Source organism: Paenibacillus sp. J2R1T-4, from assembly GCF_059692235.1.
On the sequence record NZ_JCAUBA010000017.1, the window covers coordinates 88,052 to 108,152 of the forward strand.

The 20,101-nt window shown below is 49.6% G+C and carries 13 protein-coding genes; 6 read left to right on the plus strand and 7 right to left on the minus strand.

From position 1 onward, the window contains the following. The 6 genes from AC58QD_RS24130 to AC58QD_RS24155 form a co-directional block, all read right to left on the minus strand. Positions 1–1,092, minus strand: a complete 1,092-nt coding sequence (locus AC58QD_RS24130) for a GerAB/ArcD/ProY family transporter (protein ID WP_497337570.1) — start codon at positions 1,090–1,092, stop codon at positions 1–3. Further along, complete coding sequence (locus AC58QD_RS24135) at positions 1,070–2,551, minus strand: spore germination protein (RefSeq protein ID WP_497337571.1); 1,482 nt, start codon at positions 2,549–2,551, stop codon at positions 1,070–1,072. Before AC58QD_RS24135 ends, AC58QD_RS24130 begins: the two co-directional genes overlap by 23 nt. 490 nt (positions 2,552–3,041) lie before the next feature. Then, entirely contained in the window at positions 3,042–4,799 is a 1,758-nt protein-coding gene (locus tag AC58QD_RS24140) for an ABC transporter ATP-binding protein (RefSeq protein WP_497337572.1), read from the minus strand. Further along, complete coding sequence (locus AC58QD_RS24145) at positions 4,796–6,553, minus strand: ABC transporter ATP-binding protein (RefSeq protein ID WP_497337573.1); 1,758 nt, start codon at positions 6,551–6,553, stop codon at positions 4,796–4,798. Before AC58QD_RS24145 ends, AC58QD_RS24140 begins: the two co-directional genes overlap by 4 nt. Before the next feature lie 303 nt (positions 6,554–6,856). Continuing rightward, positions 6,857–8,662: a sensor histidine kinase gene (locus AC58QD_RS24150; RefSeq protein ID WP_497337574.1), complete on the minus strand. Its 1,806-nt coding sequence runs from the start codon at positions 8,660–8,662 to the stop codon at positions 6,857–6,859. Further along, entirely contained in the window at positions 8,659–10,272 is a 1,614-nt protein-coding gene (locus AC58QD_RS24155) for a response regulator (RefSeq protein ID WP_497337575.1), read from the minus strand. Before AC58QD_RS24155 ends, AC58QD_RS24150 begins: the two co-directional genes overlap by 4 nt. A 218-nt stretch (positions 10,273–10,490) precedes the next feature. On the opposite strand from AC58QD_RS24155, the gene AC58QD_RS24160 reads away from it, so the two are divergent. The 6 genes from AC58QD_RS24160 (at position 10,491) to AC58QD_RS24185 (ending at position 19,051) form a co-directional block, all read left to right on the plus strand. Further along, positions 10,491–11,480 (plus strand): ABC transporter permease, encoded by a 990-nt coding sequence (locus AC58QD_RS24160; RefSeq protein ID WP_497337576.1) that lies wholly within the window; start codon positions 10,491–10,493, stop codon positions 11,478–11,480. 15 nt (positions 11,481–11,495) lie between these two features. Continuing rightward, on the plus strand, positions 11,496–12,362 hold the full coding sequence (locus AC58QD_RS24165) for a carbohydrate ABC transporter permease (RefSeq protein WP_497337577.1): 867 nt from the start codon (positions 11,496–11,498) through the stop codon (positions 12,360–12,362). 83 nt (positions 12,363–12,445) lie between these two features. Beyond that, positions 12,446–13,963, plus strand: a complete 1,518-nt coding sequence (locus AC58QD_RS24170) for an extracellular solute-binding protein (RefSeq protein WP_497337578.1) — start codon at positions 12,446–12,448, stop codon at positions 13,961–13,963. 31 nt (positions 13,964–13,994) lie between these two features. Then, positions 13,995–15,482, plus strand: coding sequence for an FAD-dependent oxidoreductase (locus AC58QD_RS24175; RefSeq protein ID WP_497337579.1), 1,488 nt, complete (start codon positions 13,995–13,997; stop codon positions 15,480–15,482). A 7-nt stretch (positions 15,483–15,489) separates the two neighbouring features. After that, positions 15,490–17,025 carry an alpha-L-arabinofuranosidase family protein gene (locus AC58QD_RS24180; RefSeq protein ID WP_497337580.1) on the plus strand — a complete coding sequence of 512 codons (1,536 nt, stop codon included), beginning with the start codon at positions 15,490–15,492 and terminating at the stop codon, positions 17,023–17,025. Positions 17,026–17,860: 835 nt separating this feature from the next. Next, positions 17,861–19,051, plus strand: a complete 1,191-nt coding sequence (locus AC58QD_RS24185) for a DUF3900 domain-containing protein (RefSeq protein ID WP_497337581.1) — start codon at positions 17,861–17,863, stop codon at positions 19,049–19,051. A gap of 520 nt (positions 19,052–19,571) precedes the next feature. Here the strand turns inward: AC58QD_RS24185 and AC58QD_RS24190 are convergent. Beyond that, positions 19,572–19,877 (minus strand): DUF5658 family protein, encoded by a 306-nt coding sequence (locus tag AC58QD_RS24190; protein WP_497337582.1) that lies wholly within the window; start codon positions 19,875–19,877, stop codon positions 19,572–19,574. Positions 19,878–20,101: the final 224 nt, after the last annotated feature.

A 20,101-nucleotide genomic window follows, 5' to 3' on the forward strand; every position in this document is an offset into this window, starting at 1 on the left:
TCAGCTTGCCTCCCTCGATTTTCGGAATGGCACAGCGATCAACAAAATTAGAGGAACACCGATTGCTGCTACATAGGAAGCATACTCGGAATAAAGCGTTATGACCCGTAGTGTATCCGGATTGACTGTGAATAGATTGACAGCATAACTGACCACCCCTAAGCCAAGGATGATCGGCTTTCTTCTAATCCCGGATAACCGGTTAAAGGCAATGCTTAATAAGTAGGCATAACCCGCTAAAGTGCAAATGATAATGACAACCCATGCCGAGAAAAAGATTAGATCGGCACGTTCAATGATTTTGAAAGAGACTGCTTTGAGCATATACAATGTCGGTTCCGGAACAATCGCCAGCTCCTTCGGACTGAACACCGTTATCCCTCCAATCGTGATGAGAACGTAACAGAGTGTGACAAAGCCGTTGGCTGCAGAGATCGCGGCAAGCTTCTGCTTGTGAGTGCCTTGAGACAAAGCGAACATAACGAACATAGCCTCAAATCCAAGATGACCTAGTAAGCTATCCTTTGCCCCCTTCAAGATAGAGAGTATTCCTGCCTCCCCTATAGGAAGTAAATACAAAAACTCTGCGTGAGTCATAGGGAACAGAGTCATAACAATAGGCAATAATATGACCATGAAGGTAACCGTCATGAAGCGGGCAAGAACACGAGCCGGCTCTATAGCCAAATAACAAGTACAGAACACAGGGAAAATTAATAGGGCCCATTGCGGGGTTAGGGGAAGCACCCATGTATGGATTAGCCGGGTCAATTCCGTCATCAAGTACAGAATGAGCAAAAAGAAGTATAAGATGCACACAAAAGTGATAATCTTTCCACCGATCCGTCCAAGTAATTTCTCAGAGATCTGGAACAAATCTTGTTCCGGATATCTCTTCATAATCAACCATAGAATCAGAATCATAATTTGGGCGAAGATACCCGCGGCTAACACAGAGATCCAACCGTCATGACCTGCATGTTTCGAAGTTATATGCGCTATACGCAGGATGGCAAAGCCAATCTGGAATTGAACTATGACTACGAAAAGTTGGCTTAAATAGATGCTGTTAGTTCTGTTTTGACTCGTCATCTTTTGCCCACTTTCTTGTTGAGACTTGAGTCCTTTTACGGCGTGTGCGCAAGAATGAAGGACGGGTGTTCATCACCCACTGCGGAAAACGTATCAAAGAATCCTTCAACTCTTTCCAACCCATTGGTGCATAGCCGGCTAAGTAGGGGGTCCCGAATGATTCCAACTTGCAAAGATGGATAAAAAGGATCGTCACTCCGAATGAAATGCCTAATAGTCCAAAGATGGAGGCAAGAATCATGAACGGGAAGCGGACCAATCGCACGGCCATACTCATTTCATTAGAGGGTACAACAAAAGAAGCGATGGCCGTCAATGCCACAACAATGATCATGGGGCTGGATATAAGTCCAGCTTGGACAACAGCTTCTCCGATTACAAGACCGCCAACGATACCGATGGTCTGACTGATTGGTGTTGGAAGTCGAATGCCCATTTCCCGGATGAGCTCGATTGTAAGCTCCATGAACATGGCTTCAATAATAGGTGGAAAAGGAATGTCACGGACTGCATTTTGCACGGGAAGCACGAGCTCACTCGGAATCACTTCCGGGTGAAACGAAATGATTGCTATGTAGAAAGCTGGCAATGTGATCGCTAAGAAAAAGCTGTTTACTCGAATAATCCGGAAGAATGTGCCTATCATCCACCTGGCATTATAATCGTCGGGCGACTGGTAGAACGCAACGAAAGTTACAGGCATAACCAATGCTGTAGGTGAGCCTTCCATTAAGAGGACAACCCTGCCCTCCATCAAGCAGGCAGCCACCCGATCTGGTCTTTCTGTATGGAGGATCTGGGGGAATAACGACCAAGGATTATCTTCGATGAGATCTTCCAAGAAATCAGTTGAGAAAGCATCATCGGTGTGAATGGACTTCACTCGTTCCATAAGCATATGGACTAAATCAGGATTGACGATTTCATCTACGAAGAGGATGGCTGCTTTCGAGTTCGTCTCCTTGCCAAGCATGTGGTATTTCACGGTTAGCTTGGCATTAATTATTTTCTTGCGGATCATATTCAAATTTACAGAGAGCTGTTCGACCGTGCCCTCATGGGAGCCTCTAACCACCTTCTCGTTCTGAGGCTCTATAACGCTTCTGGCATATGTAGCTTCAGCCTGTACGGCCACACCCCAAGGATCTTCCTCCGTACAGACGAGGCAGTAGCCGAGCAGGAGTAAATCGACGGATTGTTGAACAGAATGAACAGCTGTTACGGTTGTACCCGCTAACGACTGAATCAACGGCCTGCCGGTGTCAGATGATAATGGGATTATGACGCTGTCACGAATTTTCACAGCATCTGTAAGCGGCTCTATAAAGTAAAGGAGTGTTTCCGATTTCTGTGAGCTGGATTGCACGACCGTGTGCATCAGATCATCGGTATGATGTAAAGCTTCTTGAAGTTCTTTGAGCCGTTGCTCATGCGATGGCTTGCTCGTATCGGATTCCATAACATCCCTCCTCATGCATAGTTTCTCAAAAGAGGGTGTTTTTCATTCAGGAGACGGTTGGATATCACACTAGTTACTGCTTAGGTCATGTGGAGACAGGTTAGCCAATTCTAGTATAGGTTATTAGGGTAGAATCGACCGCTTCTCTAAGATAGCCAGTTTTACTATTGGTTATTGTCTAGGTTTTGAGGGGAATCGGTTCACAATGCAGAAATAGGGGATAGTGAGATAGGCTAATTAGTGGCTGAGTAAAGAAATCGCTCAAATAAACAGTAGTAAAATGGGTTATTTGCAGGCAGCGTGCCACTACAATCCAAACAGGCGGCGAAAAGCAGAAGTGAGCGAGGAAAGAACAGCCGAGGGGAATATTTCCTCCACCTCCATAATTAATAAATTCTATACTATCAAAAAAACCTGGCGATTTACGTCCGCCAGGTTTTCTATGTGTCAAATGAACGGTTATGAACAGGGCAATTCGAATCGGTATTGCCTACTCCGTGTCGGCGTTCCAAAGCCGGCGCATCTCTTCGCTTGTGGCGAGCAGCTCGTCAAGCGAGCCCTCTGCTTCTACGCGCCCGTCCTTCAGGACGAGGATGCGGTCAGCGTAAGCAAGGGCGGCCTTGCGGTGGGAGACGACAAGACATGTCGCCTCACGCCGCTCGAAGAGCCGCTCCCACAGCTTACGCTCCGTCTCCACGTCGAGGGCGCTCGACAAGTCGTCGAAGACGTACAGCTCCGCGCCGCGAACGAACATGCGGGCAGCAGCGGTGCGCTGCGCCTGGCCGCCCGACAGCTTCACCCCGCGCGGGCCTATGACGGTGTCAAGGCCGCTAGGCAGGGCGGCGATGTCTTGCTCCATCACCGCAGAGCGAATCGCCGCCTCGAGCCTCGCCGGCTCATCGGGCAAGCCGAGCAGCACGTTGCGCTGCAAGGTGTCGCTGTAGAGCCGCGGCACCTGAGGCGTGTACGCGCTGCGCGGCGGCACAAAGAAGCTGCCGGGGTCGTCCACCTCCCGGCCATTCCACACCACGGCTCCCCGATCCTTGGGGAGCAAGCCAAGCAGCGTCCGGACGAGTGTCGTCTTGCCGGACCCGATCCGCCCCGTTATGACCGTGAACGAATGCCGGGGCAGATGCAAATCAATATCGTCGATGCCTCGTCCTGTCTCCGGATAACGATACGACAATCCGCTCACTTCCAGCAGCTGCAGTTGGTCGTTCTCTCCTCGAACAGGCACCTCAAGCTTCGGAAGCTCTCCCCGCAAGAACAGCGGATGCGATTCTGTCAGCTTGGTCGCAGGAGCGTTCTGAAGCAATCCGGCCATCCGGACCTTGGACACTTCGCTTTGCTTGTAATAAGTCAGGAATTTACCGAAATTCTGAATGAACTGAGTGACGAAGGTCAGGTAGTACACGAACAAAGCGAAATCGCCTACCGTGAAGCTGCCGTCGCGCATCGATTGGGCGCCCAGCAATAAGATCAAACCTGTCCCAATATTAACGGTGTTGGAAAAGATGGAATCCAGCACTTGATTCATCAGTTTATCCTTGAGCATCGCGTTGCGGCGTTGATCATTCAGATGTCGGAACCTACCAATAACGCGATCCTCAGCGCCAGCTACTTGAATGGCCTGCACGGATCCGAACATTTCCGCAATAGCGCCTGTTACTTGACTCGTCGCTTCACGGCTGGCGGCACGGTACTTCTGCAGCATCGCAGTAGACATCTGAGCAGCAGTTACCACTAGCACGAGTGGAACGAATACGAGCAGCGTCATCTGAACGTCAATATTGAACAGAATCAAGAAAGAGACAGTAGCGAAGGTGGTCATGCCGAATGCATCAACCGACCAGCTTACAGCTTCCTCCGTCTGCTCCACATCATCGCGGAAGTTGCTAATCGCTTCCCCAGGCGAGATTGGAATCGCTTTGGCTCCAGGTTCCTTCAGAATATGGCTGAGCATATTGCGGCGCAATAGTCCGCCTATTCGAGCCCGGAATTGTACGTCGGTAATAAAACCGATCAAGATCAGGCCCGAACGCCCAAGAGCCGCCGCGATCAGGAAGACTACAAGTGTCCAAATACCGAAATTGTACACCGCCTCGCCTGATATCATATCGAAGAACCATTTCGTAATGAGGCCTGGGATAACAGGGGCCAAATAAATCAGTGACCATGCCGTAGCATTCAAAACATATAATCCAGGTCGATAGCGGATTAACCGCCACATGAATTGGAAGGTAGTCATACGAGCATCTCCTCCATTCCGGCCTTGAGAATTCGGCTGTAGCGCGAATCCCGATCCTCAGCAAGCTTGATACGGCTTCCGAATTCGGCAATGTGTCCATCCTCAAGAATCAGAATGGCATCTGCACGCTGAATCGTTGTGAGCCTATGCGCAATAATGATGCACGTACGCTCGCGTAATAATCGGTTGATCGCGGCCTCCATCTTTTGCTCTGTAGCAGGATCGAGTCTCGATGAAGCTTCATCCAGGATAACGAGTCCCGGTTCGGATAAGAATACACGGGCAAAGGCAAGCAGTTGAGCTTCACCTGCAGATAATCCGCCACCTCCTGATTCAAGCTGACTGTCCAATGCAAGAGGCAAGGAGTGAAGCCAGCTATCCAGTCCGAGCTGCTCCAGCACCTCTATAATTCGACGATCCTCGATGGATTCATCGAAGAATGTCAGGTTATCCCTCACAGTGCCTTGGAATATTTCAATATTTTGCGTGACCAGTGCCACCCGTTGCCGGAGGTTCTTCAATTTGGCATCCCGAATAGACACTCCGCCTAGCTTAATCGTACCTGCTTGGACATCATAGAACCGCAACAGTAAACGGGCTAATGTAGATTTACCGCTGCCCGTTCTGCCTAATACGCCCATTACTTTTCCAGGCTCAAGACGAAAGTTCAGCTCATGCAGGTTCATAATCTCTGACTCGTACCCGAAGGATACCCGATCAAACTCAACAGACAACGGTCTATCGGGCAGCGGCGTGCCCGGCCCATCATCAGGAATCGCAGACTTCGTTGCCAATAGTTCGCGCACTCGAATGATACTGGCGTCGGCTTTCTGGAGATCTTCCATTTGGGTACGAATTTTCTCAATAGGCTTAGCCATTAGCTCGGTATAATAAAAAATCATATACACGGTTCCGATTGTGATCGCTCCTGCTTTCCACATATAAGCACTCACCGCAAAAGCAATCGCATTCCCAATCGCAAACACAATAAGCGTTGTGATCCACATAGCCGCCCAGCCCATGAATGCACGAATGCGGATAGGCAGCCATTTGCGCAGCAAAGTGTGAAAACGATGCATAACAAAAGGGGTAGCCCCGTTAGCACGTGTGTCCTCTGTACCCTCCAGATGCTCGCCAAGAAACCCGTAAAACTCGGCACTCATTCCGCGCAGCTTCCCCCAATAAGGCACTGCGAATTTGCGAATGAAGTTAATAGCAAATATCGCTAACACAACGAAAAGACTCATCGCCGTCCCGATCAACCAGCCTTCACGGAACAACAACACCAGAATCCCTGCAACGAGCAATAAGTTGCTCATCAATGTAATGACGAAATTCGAGAAAAAATTGGCCAGTGCATTAATGTCTCCATCGACCCGTTCGATGATCGCCCCAGCCGTATGCGACTTATGGAAAGACAAATCCAGGCTCATGCAGTGAGCCGCGACGTCACCCCGGAGTCGGTTCGTGGCGATCCAACCCACATTTTCACCTATATAAGCAGCAATAACGGTTACTACCTGCAGCACAAGCGAGACGCCTATGAATAAAGCAGCGGCAATAATAAGCGGCCGTCCGCTTTGTTCGGATTGAGCCGTATCCAGAAAATATCGGATAATCTGGGGATTAATCAATTGCATAGCTAATGAGGCCAACAGCAAAAGGGTGAGGAGGAGCATGCTTTTCCACTGCGGTTTCAAGTAGCCATATAGTAATTTGACGTATTCGCTGAGCGGGATGTTAATTGCTTTCATGACAGGTTCACCTTTCCTCTTACAACGGGGACTCCATAATATCTACTAGGTTAATGAGCAAAGTTTTATTTGAGCTTTTTCTCTTAAGTATGTACTCTAATAGATTCCCTAACAAGCGTCAACGGACAATTTGATTAAAATGGAAGGAGTCGTATATTCAAGTCTCGAATTGTAACTGCAAAACCTGCAGTTAATGATTAGACTTTTATCGAGATGAGCCGGATTGGATGAAATTAACGGTACGAAATGCAGTTATTTTGGTAATAGGCATGGGTTCCCTACAATCAATTCAACTCATGCTTGTTATAGAGATTTGATGGCTATTAATATCTCGACTTTAGTCCCGACTCCAGGCTCGCTGTGGATCGATAGTCCGTATTTGGAGTCTTGAGAATACAGCCGGATTCGCTCATGGACATTGTATAACCCATAACCATTGGTCGCTTTATCCTGTGAGGGGGGCAGCAGCAGCTGACTGAGCTGCGCGGCTTCCATGCCGACCCCATCATCCTCTACTGTGAGGCGAATGGCATTATTTGCGAAATGAGCGGAAATGAGCAGGATGCCGACTTTTGGCTTCTTCAACTGAATGCCGTGGAGAATGGCATTTTCCACAATGGGCTGCAGGGTCAACTTGGGCAAAGGGCAGGCCAGTATGTCGGAATCAACACGGAACTCCGCCTGGATCCCGTTGGAGAACCGTGAATTTTGAATGTGAATATAGGCCTGGACGAGCTGCAGCTCTTCATCCAGTGTCACGATATCCTTGCCTTTATTCAGACTTAAGCGAAAATACTTGGAGAGCGAATCCACCATACGCGCGATGTCGTCAGCATTCCTGCGAATGGCCATCCAGTTGATGCTGTCCAGCGTGTTGTAAAGGAAATGGGGATTAATTTGCGCTTGGAGTGCTTTCAGCTGGGCTTCACGCTCGTGCAGCTTGGCGTCGTAGGATTCCTCGGTTAGATGTTTGACTGTCTGGACCATACTGGAGATCGCAAACTCTAAGTTCCTCATATCACTGCCCTCGTTCGGCAACCCGTGATCCAACCCCTCCAGGCCTTCTTTTTTCATCAGGCGTATAAGCTCCTTGATTCGTTTGCTCATACTGTCCGCGACATACACGAATAGCAGGGACAGGGCAAAAACAAATACAACGAAGCTGACTGCCAATACGATTACAGCAGAAACCTTGGCTAATGTGACGCTCTCTCCGGATATGGTAGCGGTAGGTATGTCTGCGACCACAACCCACTTGGTAAGAGGAATGCGGTGAAAAATCGTATACACGTCAGCATGTTCGGGGTCACGAAAATAGCCTTCATCCTTGTCCGCCAGCAGCGACTGCTTCATAGTGCTTATGCTGCTTGCTGGACCTAATCGCTCAGGGTCGGAATGGGAAATAATCCGACCGTCCTGATCGAGCAAATATATGCTTTGCGTCTTCGCCAAATGGATCTGCTCCAGTATAGTCTGAAGCAGCTTGTATTTGATATCAATGACCAGAATGCCTGCCAGATTCTCAAAATTGGCCGGATCCCGCAGCATCCGCGAGTTGGATAATACGTATGCGTCCTCACCACCAACAAACTTTTGGAAATAAGAGCTTTGCCAATAGATCGATCCGTTCCTGTCAATGATCCGATCATACCACTGCCTGTTGGAAGACTGCAGCTGATGAAGGGGGAAGAAATGAATATTTTCTCGCGAATAGTATAACTCTGGCTGAATAAACAAACGGATGCGGTGGATGTCGCGGTTGTTTTCCATGCTCATAACGAGCCGCTCCAGCTCGCGAAAGTGTTGGAACTGGACGGCCTCCGATTGTCCGAGACTGGTCAGATAGCGGTATAAATCGGGATTGGAAATCAGGCTGTTCGAGACGTTCTCGATAGCGCTCAGCCTGTAGGTTATATTGATTTCCGCCTGATTGAGAGTCTGCAGCATCGATTCGCTCATATCCTTTTCAATAATGGCGGCTGATTTCGTGTAGTAGGTGTACATCAGCAGACAGCTGGGAAACAGGATCAGGCAAACATACAGCAAAATTACTTTTTTCGTGAGACTGAGCCTGACGAAGGAGGCGCGGAATAGGCTGAGGCCTCTCATAACATTTTGTCTCGGAATTCAGTGGGCGAGAATCCGGTCTGTTTTTTGAACAGCTTGCTGAAATAGGCCGGGTCTTTATACCCGACAGCAAAGCAAATATCATACAGCTTGTTGCGGAAATCGCCCAGCATCTCCTTGGCCTTGCTAATGCGCACCTCTATCAAGTACTCATTGATCGTCATGCCCGTCTCCTGTTTGAACAGCAGGCAAATGTATGTGGTGGTCAAATAGACGGAGCTGGCGATCTCGGCAATCGTGAGATCTTTGGCGAAATGCTCTTGAATGTAGCTCTTGATCTGGACGACTCCATTCTTGGTTTTACGCTCCCGCTTTTCAATAATGGCCTTGTGAACCAGCTCGATATGTGCGAGCACGTCGTCTTTCAACTCACTAATCGTTTCCACCCGTTGAACAAATTCCCATAACCGACGCTCGTTCCGGTTAATCGGCTCCTTGTCAATCTCAAGCTCCATGAGAAGGTTGGAGCAGGCCAGCACGAGCTGGATACAACCATTCTGGCAGGATTTGATGGACAGAGAGCGATTCTCCGTCCACATCAGGAACCAGTCGCTGACATAACGGGCAGCGGCTGAGCTCTGGTCCGACTTCAGTAGAGCCTCAAACTTACGGGTATCCGGCAACGCTCCAAGCGAAGGCTCCTCCTTGTCGGTTCCCAGACTATCAATCGTGATAATTTGATTTTTGCCGAGAAACCATTTGTGCTCTGCAGCTTGGACGGCCAAACGGTATGAACGCGGTAACGATACGATGTCGTTAACCGTACTGCCAACTCCGATCGTTACTTGCAGTTTCAAGATCCGATTGAGCTGCTCCCTGCACTCGCTGACCACATTATAAAGCTGTTCCTCATCCGAATCGGAGAACAGGTTGAGAATCCCCGCATATTCGCCTGGTGTCGTTTCGAAAGCGTGGCCGCGCAGATGTTCGTTCATGATATCCTCGCAAATATTCAATAGAGCAAAGGAAAGGAGCTGACGGTCCTTTTCAGACTTTCCCTGCGCTGTTAGGTAATCATCGATTTTAACTATAAAAACGCAATAGTTCCCTTCATTTGGGCGGAGATGGATATCGAGAAAATCGAATTTCCCCGGAAGTCGCTCATCAGGATTGATGCCATCACGGACGAGGGCAACTAGAAATCGTTCCCGCAATAGCGGGATGCTCTGATTAAGCTTCATATTCAATTCATTGAGCTGATGGAGTCGGGCCTCCTCTTCCTGGAGCAGCAGGGTAACTTTGCGGACAACGGTCTTCAACTCATCCAGTTGAATCGGCTTCAATATATAATCGACCGCGTCCAGCTTCAGGGCTGACATAATATAATCCAGATCGTCAAAGCCGCTTATAAAAATAATTTTGATATCGACATATAACTCCCGCAGCTTAGCGGATAAAGTGATCCCATCCATATGAGGCATCTTGACATCCGTAATCAAAATATGGACCTCAACCTCTGCCAACAGCGCTAATGCATCGACTCCGTCCTCAGCTTCACCGACCACTTCTATGCCGTACTGCTGCCAATCCACACACTCCCGCAACCCCGAACGAACAGAAGCTTCATCATCTACAATGATCATTTGATACATAATAAGCACCCCGGTTTCATTGTAACCGCATACAACTAAGCGTTGATTCAGATTTGCTGTTAACCAATACTATAATCCAGCACCAACAAATCATAATCCGGCCTTCTATTCCCAGTATGTCGGCCCCATATATAATGTGAACACAAGGGCTTTCCCCAAGTTCATTGTAAAAGCACCAAGCTCTCCGTGTAAACCACTAATATAGAAAGGATGTCACCATGAGCGAAAATACGGGAACCGCCAAGCATAGCCTGACAGGGCGGGCATCGCGCACCGCACCCGGAGAGAAGACCGGTTTTATCGGTTATTTCCTCAGAAACTACAGTCTTTATCTCATGTCGCTGCCGGGTCTCCTGTTTCTCATCATTTACAAATTTATCCCTCTGTACGGACTGACACTAGCCTTCAAGGATTTCAACTTGTTCAACGGGGATAGTCTGCTGGAATCCGTGATTCAGAGCCCGTGGGTCGGCTTGCAGCATTTTGAACGAATATTCCGGGAGCAGCAGTTTGTGCAGGTCATCCTGAACACGCTCATCATTAGTTTGTATAAGCTCGTTTTTCTGTTTCCGGTGCCCATCCTGATAGCGGTGTTGCTGAACGAATTGAGGCTCCGAGTATTCAAACGCTGGATTCAAACAATTGTTTACATGCCGCATTTTCTATCGTGGGTCATTGTGTTCGGATTATTTTACTCTCTGCTCGGTTCGTATGGCATCTTTAATCAGATCCTTGGTTTTCTGGGGATGGAAAAGCTGGGATTCTTCACGGATCCGAAGCTGTTCAGGATGCTGCTCGTCTTTACGGAAGGCTGGAAGGAGAGCGGATGGAACACGATCCTGTTTCTCGCGGCTATGACGTCTATTGATCCTCAGTTATATGAAGCAGCAGTAGTGGATGGGGCGAACCGCTCTAGGCGCATCTGGCATATCACCTTGCCGGGCATTGTCCCGATCATTATTCTGGTGTTTATTCTCAGGCTGGGACATATTCTCAACGCGGGCTTTGAACAGGTGCTTATTATGTACAACCCTTCCGTATACGAGGTGGCGGATATTATTCAGACCTACGTGTACCGGATTGGCCTCGGCAAGCTGGATTTCAGCATGTCGACAGCGCTTGGACTTTTTGAGTCGGTGGTGGCCTTTATCTTGATCTTTTCGAGTAATATGGCGAGCCGAAGGTTTCTCGGGAAGGGAATTTGGTAGAGAGGGGAGAACGGTATGAAGCGCACCACAATAACATGGTTTGACACGATCAATGTACTATTTCTGACTGTGCTTGGACTGGTTTGTGTGCTGCCCTTCCTGCATGTGGCAGCCAAATCGTTCAGCGATGAGGCTTCGGTTATGGCTAATAAGGTAACCTTTATCCCTATTGGCTGGAACCTTGATGCTTATACTTTTGTGTTGATGAAATCCGGTTTTTTGGCGGCCTTTCAAGTGACGGTATTCGTGACTGTCTTCGGCACCTTGCTGAGTCTGGCGATAACGGTAATGGCGGCATACCCGCTGTCCAAGCCAGAGTTTCGGGGGCGCAAAGCGATTCTTCTGCTGTATGTGTTCAGTATGCTGTTCTATGGGGGAATCATCCCTGGTTATCTGCTGATGAAGGGGCTGGGCTTGCTTGATACGGTGTGGGCCATGATTGTTCCGCTGCTGGTTGTTCCGTTCAACCTGCTCGTGTGTAAAACGTTTTTTGAAGGCTTGCCCGAAAGCATCGAGGAATCAGCCAAAATCGACGGTGCAGGCCATATGCGTATATTGCTGATGATCGTTCTTCCTATTTCGCTTCCGGTGCTGGCTACCCTGGGATTGTTTTATGCGGTGGGCTACTGGAACAGCTACTTCCATCCGTTGATCTTTATCAGCTCGGCCCATCTGAAGCCGCTGCAGTTGTATTTGTACGACACGATGGCGAACACCAATGATGTGCTCAGCCAGCAAAGCGTGGAGGAACGTATGAATATATCAGCAGAAGGCGTCCGGGCTACGGCGGTTGTTGCATCCGTGCTGCCGATTTTGGCGGTTTACCCTTTTTTGCAAAAATATTTCGTTCACGGCCTTACGATCGGATCGGTTAAAGGATAATTGCCGTTGTATTTAACCCGTTCGGTATGAGAGCGAGCGGTATTAAATAGATACTTACCAAATTAAAGGGAGGCACTACCCGCATGAACAATAGACATTCATGGCTTAACATCGCAGTTCCCGCTGTGCTCAGTATTTCGCTGCTTGCCGGATGCTCTTCGACCCCTGCCAATAAGGATACAGCCGCGCCCACAGCGGCCGCGACCGGGAACGCAGCTACGCCGGAGAAAGCGAAGCAGCCGCTCAAGGTGCTCGGCTTCAACATTGGGATGGATCCGAACAAGGACCCGCTGGCCAAGGAAATTGAAGACAAGACGGGGTACAAGGTGGAATATTTCCTGCTGCCCAAAGACAAGCCGGAAGAGAAGCTGAACATTGAGATTGCCTCAGGTGCCGACTACGATATTCTAACCTTGACCCCGACCCAATATTATACGCTTGTGGTGCAGGGAGCTCTTCAGCCAATTGACGATCTGGTCGCCAAATACGGGGACAATCTCAAGAAAGCGATTTCCCCTGCCTCTTGGGAGCTGGGCAAATACAACGGCAAGCTGTATGGGGTTCCGCAGAAAAATGAACGCGCGAATATAGATTCAACGATTGTTTTCCGGCAGGATATATTGACCGAGCTCAATCTGAAAACACCGGAGACGCTAGACGATTTCTATACGACTCTGAAAACGATCAAGGAAAAGAAACCGGATATGATTCCGCTAACCGGGCAGGCGATGTCCATCGGAACGATTTATAGCGCTTTCGGGATGTACACCGACTGGGCGGAGGTCGACGGGCAGCTGTTGCCGAGAATCAAGCAGCCGCAGATGAAGGAATATTTCGCCTTTATGAAAAAGCTGTACAAGGAAGGTCTAATCGACAATGACTGGTCGGTTAATAAAACGGCGCAGGCGCAGGAGAAATTCGTTGGCGGTAAGGCGGCGATGATCTCCGGAAACTGGAATGATGCCTCGAATATGGCTCCTTCACTTGCCAAGAACGTGCCTGCTAGCAAGATGGGATTCATGAATCCGCTGCAGGGAAAGGACGGCAAAGCGGGCATTCAGGATTCTGATAAGCTGCTGTATGTCCATGCGATTCCGAAGTCGTCGAAGAAGGCCGAGGATGCGATCAAATTTATGAATGAGAAGCTGAAGTTTGATACATTCACATTCCTTACACTGGGCGAAAAAGGGGTAACGTTCAATGAGGAAAAGGGAGTCTACAGCCCGATTATGCCGATTTTTACTGAAAGACGGGGAAATGCCTACTGGTACTTAAACGGAATACATGAGAAGGAATATGCGGATATGTGGCTGGCCAGGGTGCGGAGAACACCGACTCTGTTCGAAGCCTTCAATGCTCTGAACAAAGACTACGACAAATATGCCAAGAAGAATCCGATTGCCTTTATGCCGCCGCTGCAAGAAGTAGGTAAAAATTCACAGACCATTTCGCAAAAGGAAGTCGACTATTTCCTCAAATTTTTGCTGGATGGAGAGCAGCTCGACGGCTTCGATAAGTTTATAAAGGAATGGGACAGCTCAGGTGGTGCCGAGATGTCCAAAGCGATTAATACATGGTATGCAACTACGAAGAAGAAGTAACGGAATCCTAAGCAGCGGGAGTGGAAGAACGATGAACTATATAGTAGAACCGGAAAAAAGAGTGCCTGTCGTGGCAGAGCCCGATGTACTGGTTGTCGGCGCGGGACCGGCAGGGATCGGCGCGGCTGTTGCAGCCGCCCGTAACGGGGCTAGTGTGCTGCTGGTGGAAAGATACGGGTTTGTCGGCGGCAATCTGACGGTAGCAATGGTCAATCCAATGTTCACCTTCCATGATACGAATGGCTTGCAGGTTATCCGCGGCATAGCCGGTGAATTGGTTGACAGGCTGGTGGTCAAGACGGCTTCTCCGGGCCATGTTACCGACTTGACGTTCGACAATGCGTCCATGTCGCCATTTGATCCCGAGGGCATGAAGCTCGTGCTGTTCGATCTGCTGCAGGAAGCGGGTGTCCAGCTTATGCTGCATACGGTTGTAGCTGATGCTGTGACCGACGGGAATGGAAGAGTTACCGGCGTGATCGTAGAGAGCAAGTCGGGGCGGCAGGCGATTTGCCCGAAGCTGGTTGTCGATTGCTCGGCGGATGCAGACATTATCGCCCGAATTGGCGCCCCATTCGTCAAGGGGCGCGAGAGCGATGGAGCGATGCAGCCTGTGACCTTGTTTTATCGGATCGCCGGTGTCGATATCCCGGGCCTCAAGGCATGGATGAAAGCCAACCGCCATCTGCTCAAAGACTCGCCCAGTGATGAAGAAATTGAGGCGCAAAGCGCGCTTGCCTTTCTAGGTATGAAAGACATTATTAAGGAAGCGCAGGCCAAAGGCGATTACCCCGAGGATGCTGCTCCGCGCATACTTATGTACGAGCTGCCCAAGGACGGTCAGTTTGCCGTCAACTGCACAAGGCTGCAGGGCGTTGACGGTACGCTTGTGGCCGACCTGACGAGAGCCGAGATCGAGACGCGCCGCCAGGCATGGGCGATTACCGAATTCATGAAATCGTATATCGGGGGATTCGAGAATGCCTATGTACTCGATACGGGGGTTCAGGTAGGCATCCGTGAAACAAGGCATATCATTGGCGACTATACGATGGTGGAAGAGGATGTATTATCGAGCCGCGCTTTTCACGATGGCATCGCCTGCGGCACCTTTGCCATTGATATTCACCCGCCTGAAGGCGAGCAGCAAGTATTTACCGGCTCGGGCAAATGCGTGTACGAAATTCCGTATCGCAGCCTGCTGCCCCAAGGCGTCGACAATGTACTGGTTGCGGGACGATGCATATCTGCGACGCATAACGCTTTTGGCTCTACCCGTGTAATGGCGACATCGATGGGCATCGGTCAGGGAGCCGGAACGGCGGCCGCACTAGCAGTCAGGCATGAGCTGAGCACGAGGGATGTGGATGCGTCCGATGTGCGGGCACTGCTGCTTGCGCAGGGACAATTTCTGCTGACTGAGCAAGCAGAGATGCTGGTAGATCCAGCCTTGCGATTGAACAAAAATAACGGATCGGGCGGTACGGCCTCCCATCATAATCCGTTTGCGAAGGGATGAGATGACAATGGCGGAGGCAGTAGCTCCTTCAACTACAATAACCGTGTTGGAAGGCACAACTATAGGAACGATCAATCCTCACATATACGGGCAATATCTGGAGCATCTAGAGGACTGCATTTATCCCTGCATCTGGGATGACAAGTCATCCTTCTCCGATGAGCGGGGGAACAGACAGGACGTAATGGAGGCGATTAAGGAGCTGGGAGCGCCAATTGTCCGCTGGCCGGGCGGCTGCTTCGCCGACTTTTACCATTGGGAGGACGGCATTGGAGAAGGGGCGCAACGGCCGGTTCGCCGCAATTTCCATTGGGGCGGGATTGAGTCCAACCGGTTCGGAACGGACGAATTTCTGCATTGGTGTGAGACGATTGGGACGGAGCCCTATATCAATTTCAACCTGGGCACGGGTACATTGGATGAAGCGCTGCGCTGGATGGACTACGTGAACGGGACGGCAGACACGACAGATGTGCAGCGCCGCAGGGCGAATGGACGCGTGGAGCCGTACAACGTCAAGTACTGGGGAATCGGCAACGAAACCTACGGGCATTGGGAAGCGGGGCAGATGGATGCGGAGGATTACGGCAAGCGTCTGGCCAACTGGTCTGAATTCGTTCGTAAAGTTCAGCCGGATGCACGTATCCTGGGTGTCGGCTCTCATGGCGGCAGTGATACGCATTGGGATCGAGAAGTGCTTCGCCACGGGGGAAAAGCGATCGATTACTTGACGTTTCATTTGTACGCCTCTTCCTCCGATCGGAAGAGCGGCGCGGAATACGAATCGATCGCCTATACTCCGGCGTACTTCGAGAAGCGGCTTCGCCGCATGCTGGCAACCATCGACGCGTATTCGGACCCATCCGGCTCCACGCGACCGATCCAGATCAGCATGGATGAATGGAACATCCGCCACTATGTCCGCTCCGACAATGGCTCCTACCGCCTGAACCGCAGCAGCCCGCGCAATCTTCAGGATGCCATCTTCACGGCGGGGGTATTGAACGTGATGATACGGCTAAGCCCGAGGGTCGCGATGGCCAACTATGTGTTCCTCGTGAATGGCAACGGTGTAATGCGCGCGAATGAAACTGAGGTGCTGAGGACGCCTCTGTACTATATTTTCCAACAGTATGCTCGCTGGTTTGCCGGTAATGCAGCAGCGGTGTTGATACAGGGAGCGGTCAAGACAGGGATAGCTCCTCTGATCAACAGTCCCCAGTTCGTCTGCGAGCCTACGGGTGATCTGGAAGCTCCGGTAGTCGATGCCGCCGCTTCGTGGAATGCCGATGGAACCTTGGCCGTCTCACTGATCAACCGCAGTCCGAACGCTGCTTTAGAGGTCAAGCTGGTTCTTCCGCGGGGCTATGCGCCAAAGCAGTCCTGGACGCTGCATCATCAAGACGTGTATGCGTCTAACGATTTCGGAGCCGCCGACCAAGTTATACCGCGGTTGGAAACCGTCGACGGGTGGGACGGTACTTGGAGCTGCCCGGCACATTCTGTTGTTCTGCTGCTGTGCGCTAAGGAACAAACGACTTAAGCTGCTGAAGCGCGAAGAATGGGCGCTTCATGCGTGGAACGGATGGGGCAGGAAGGTGGATCGGTAAAGCGCTAACCAGACAACATTGTCCTGCTCCCACCAATGTTGTCTGGTTAGAGCCGAGATTATCAGTGGCATCCTACTATTTAGGTGCATAGCAATGACTCCGTAGCGATCTGCTTTTTCGGACGTCGTTCCCCCTTGCTCCCGTAGTCTGCATTGCGTTCTCCGACTTGCCTCATGATTCTAGTGCATCTGTATGAAATTTCGCATATAATTTTCCTTATTCTGGTTTATACCGTCATTATATGCGATATTTCATACTCTTCGCACAATAATACAAGCATCTGCGATAATCTGTATGAAATTTCGAACACAATTGCTGCCGCTCAGCCACTTTAACTAACTAAAGCAGATGTCGAAATTTAATACACAGAGTGGTTAAAACAGCCTGTTGGAAGACTCCCTCTTCTCTCCAAAGAGAATCCACCTTCACTAGCCGCCGCCCTAAACCTAACTTACTCCCCTTTACTCGTTTGCTCCTTAACCTGACTACATTGAGTCCCCCCCCTGCACCCCGGTTAATCACCATATGGCGCACCGGCAAAATGAGGGCGGTTGACTAGAAAAGTATGTAGCTCATGGAGCCGCCTGTAAAGAATAAACCTTCAAACAGCGTCAACCGGGTTTTCAATTACGGTTCGCTGTTTTTTGTAAATAAAGGGAGGTTGCCATAACCATTACTAGGATGGCAGTTGTAGAGCGGCCGATTTTCCGCTAAAGTAAAGGTCTGAGCAAAGGCAAGCCATTTGTTGAAACCGAGGAGCTGCATAGAGTGGAGTTCACTATAGAGTATTTATCATTTTTTGTAATCAGATTGGATGGGTCGGAGAAGACCTTTAAGCATTACCAGACGCTTGATCGAGAAGCTTATGCAGGAAGTGAGATCAAACATTTTCTGGATGGGGAATTCGCCCGAATCAGCAAAAGGAAGGTAGAGAAGCATCCTAATACAGAGCAAGCCCCGACCAAGATTGGCCGATTCATCGTAGAACCGGGCTATGAGCTGGGAAGCAATCCGAACTATGCTTTGTTTAACAGACTTCGAACCGAAGATTCGAAGGACTATTTTGCCAGCTATGCGGACGAGCTCGTTCGCATGTATATGTCCACCAATGCTGTGCGGGGAGGTGCGCTTATTATCGCCCAAACCAGAGCAGAGCGGGTGAGCAGTGAGCCGTTCGTGTTCGTCATGAAATGCGACTTCGAGCAAAAGATAGCGCATATCTCGGACGAGCAGTCTCTTGTTCGTCAAGTGGAAATGGCCATTAGCGCGAAGAATATCAAGTCGATTCAATTTCCGCATATGCCGGAGGAAGGCATGGTAGAGGAATGGGAGCTGAAGATTCATCAGGCATCGCATGCACGGTACTTTGAAGACTTCCTGAAATTCGTCACATATGAAAAGTCATTGCCCGAACTTATTAATCATCAAGTCATGGATATGGTTCAAGAATATATGGTGCACAAATGGGAGGGGCAATCTTCGTCCGATCAGCAGCCACTGCCGTACGAGGGGGCGGAGCCAGCGCCTGTTACAGATTCAGATTTCGATCATCTGGTTGAGCAATCGGGGCAGCCCGCTCGCTTGCAGCGATATTCGCCAGAAGAGAGAGAGCGTGAAGCCAAGGAAATCGAGCTATGGGCGTGCAGTGACAAGCGTGAGCTTCAGGAGAAATGGACTCCGGAGCAGGTAGTCGATGCCGCACAGCGTCTGACCGAAGAGAAACCGGAGCTGGAATTGAGATTTAAGCTGGATGAGACAGTCGTAAAAGCGAAGCTCACAGACTTCGGGGACAGCCTCCACATTGCCAGGCACAACGGCCGATATGTGGTGCTGATTGAGGGAGATGCGTTTGAGTTCGCCAAGGGCTTCTCACCTATTGAGCTGCTGCAGCCTGAAGAGCTGGAGGATGTTGTCCGCAAAATAGGGGAGAAGCCAGCCCCGTCGCAACAAGACTACTAAATTGGAGTTTCAAAACCGATTTATAATGAAATGCAACAGACCTGTGCGGAAGATTCATCGTTGATCCGCATAAATAGAAGCTTCCAGTTCCCACGGAATCGTTCGTGGTATTGGAGGCTTCTTTGTTCATTACTATTAGTCGCAGATAATGGTGGCTCGCCACTTACATATAACCCATTTTACTACTGTCTATTTGAGCCATTTCATCGCTCAGGCACTAATTAGCCTATCTGACTATCCTATATTTCCACATTGTGAACCGATTTTCCTCAAAACCAGGCCAATAACCATTAGTAGCACTTGTTATCCCAGAAAAAGCCTTCTTTTCCGCATAAATTACCTATACTTTCACTGGCTAACTGAACTCTACAGGACCTAAGTAGTCAACAGATAGCTTAACTAATCGTCCCCGCTACTCGGTTGAATGTCAAATTAGGGCCAATCCTCGCCCACCCACGCGCCAAACTGATATCTAACGCCAAGGACCGCTGGAGTGATCTTCCCGATCGGTTTTTACTTATTAAGCGTTAACGTTAAGCGTAGCTGTAATCCAGTAGTAATGCATGCAGAGGATGCCGACGTATACGACGACGGATAAACGAAACAGCCCTTTGACTAGCAGTCCCTTTCCCGCTTTGGCAATTAGGAAGAAGAGTGACAAAGGCAGTATGATTTTGAAGGCATAAAAGCCTATATAAAGATGGTCATACAGAAAGCGCATGAGCGGATTGGCCTCCCCAATCAATTGAAGCCTAAGGCCTATGTCGGTAAGGCTGGCATCCAATATACTGGCGATCAAAATGAAAACAAGTAATATTCGGTTCAAAGGAATCACTCCTGTTCGGGTCATTGGAACTACTTAACTAGTTCTTATTATAAGGAGTCCTAGCGAAAAAAGATGCAATGCAGGTGCATTAGGCCGAAGTCTTGGGCATCCCTGAGGCGATCGAGTATAAATGAGCTCTGCTTGTGGACTGAGTGTCACACTATATGAGACATAGTATTATATAGTGGAATATTCAGCTTTTAGATGATAATATGGTTATGTAA

Bases quoted from the DNA above. Each gene is read 5' to 3' on its own strand.
- AC58QD_RS24130 (WP_497337570.1), bottom strand. From the start codon at position 1,092: ATGACGAGTCAAAACAGAACTAACAGCATCTATTTAAGCCAACTTTTC.
- AC58QD_RS24135 (WP_497337571.1), bottom strand. From the start codon at position 2,551: ATGGAATCCGATACGAGCAAGCCATCGCATGAGCAACGGCTCAAAGAA.
- AC58QD_RS24140 (WP_497337572.1), bottom strand. From the start codon at position 4,799: ATGACTACCTTCCAATTCATGTGGCGGTTAATCCGCTATCGACCTGGA.
- AC58QD_RS24145 (WP_497337573.1), bottom strand. From the start codon at position 6,553: ATGAAAGCAATTAACATCCCGCTCAGCGAATACGTCAAATTACTATAT.
- AC58QD_RS24150 (WP_497337574.1), bottom strand. From the start codon at position 8,662: ATGAGAGGCCTCAGCCTATTCCGCGCCTCCTTCGTCAGGCTCAGTCTC.
- AC58QD_RS24155 (WP_497337575.1), bottom strand. From the start codon at position 10,272: ATGTATCAAATGATCATTGTAGATGATGAAGCTTCTGTTCGTTCGGGG.
- AC58QD_RS24160 (WP_497337576.1), top strand. From the start codon at position 10,491: ATGAGCGAAAATACGGGAACCGCCAAGCATAGCCTGACAGGGCGGGCA.
- AC58QD_RS24165 (WP_497337577.1), top strand. From the start codon at position 11,496: ATGAAGCGCACCACAATAACATGGTTTGACACGATCAATGTACTATTT.
- AC58QD_RS24170 (WP_497337578.1), top strand. From the start codon at position 12,446: ATGAACAATAGACATTCATGGCTTAACATCGCAGTTCCCGCTGTGCTC.
- AC58QD_RS24175 (WP_497337579.1), top strand. From the start codon at position 13,995: ATGAACTATATAGTAGAACCGGAAAAAAGAGTGCCTGTCGTGGCAGAG.
- AC58QD_RS24180 (WP_497337580.1), top strand. From the start codon at position 15,490: ATGGCGGAGGCAGTAGCTCCTTCAACTACAATAACCGTGTTGGAAGGC.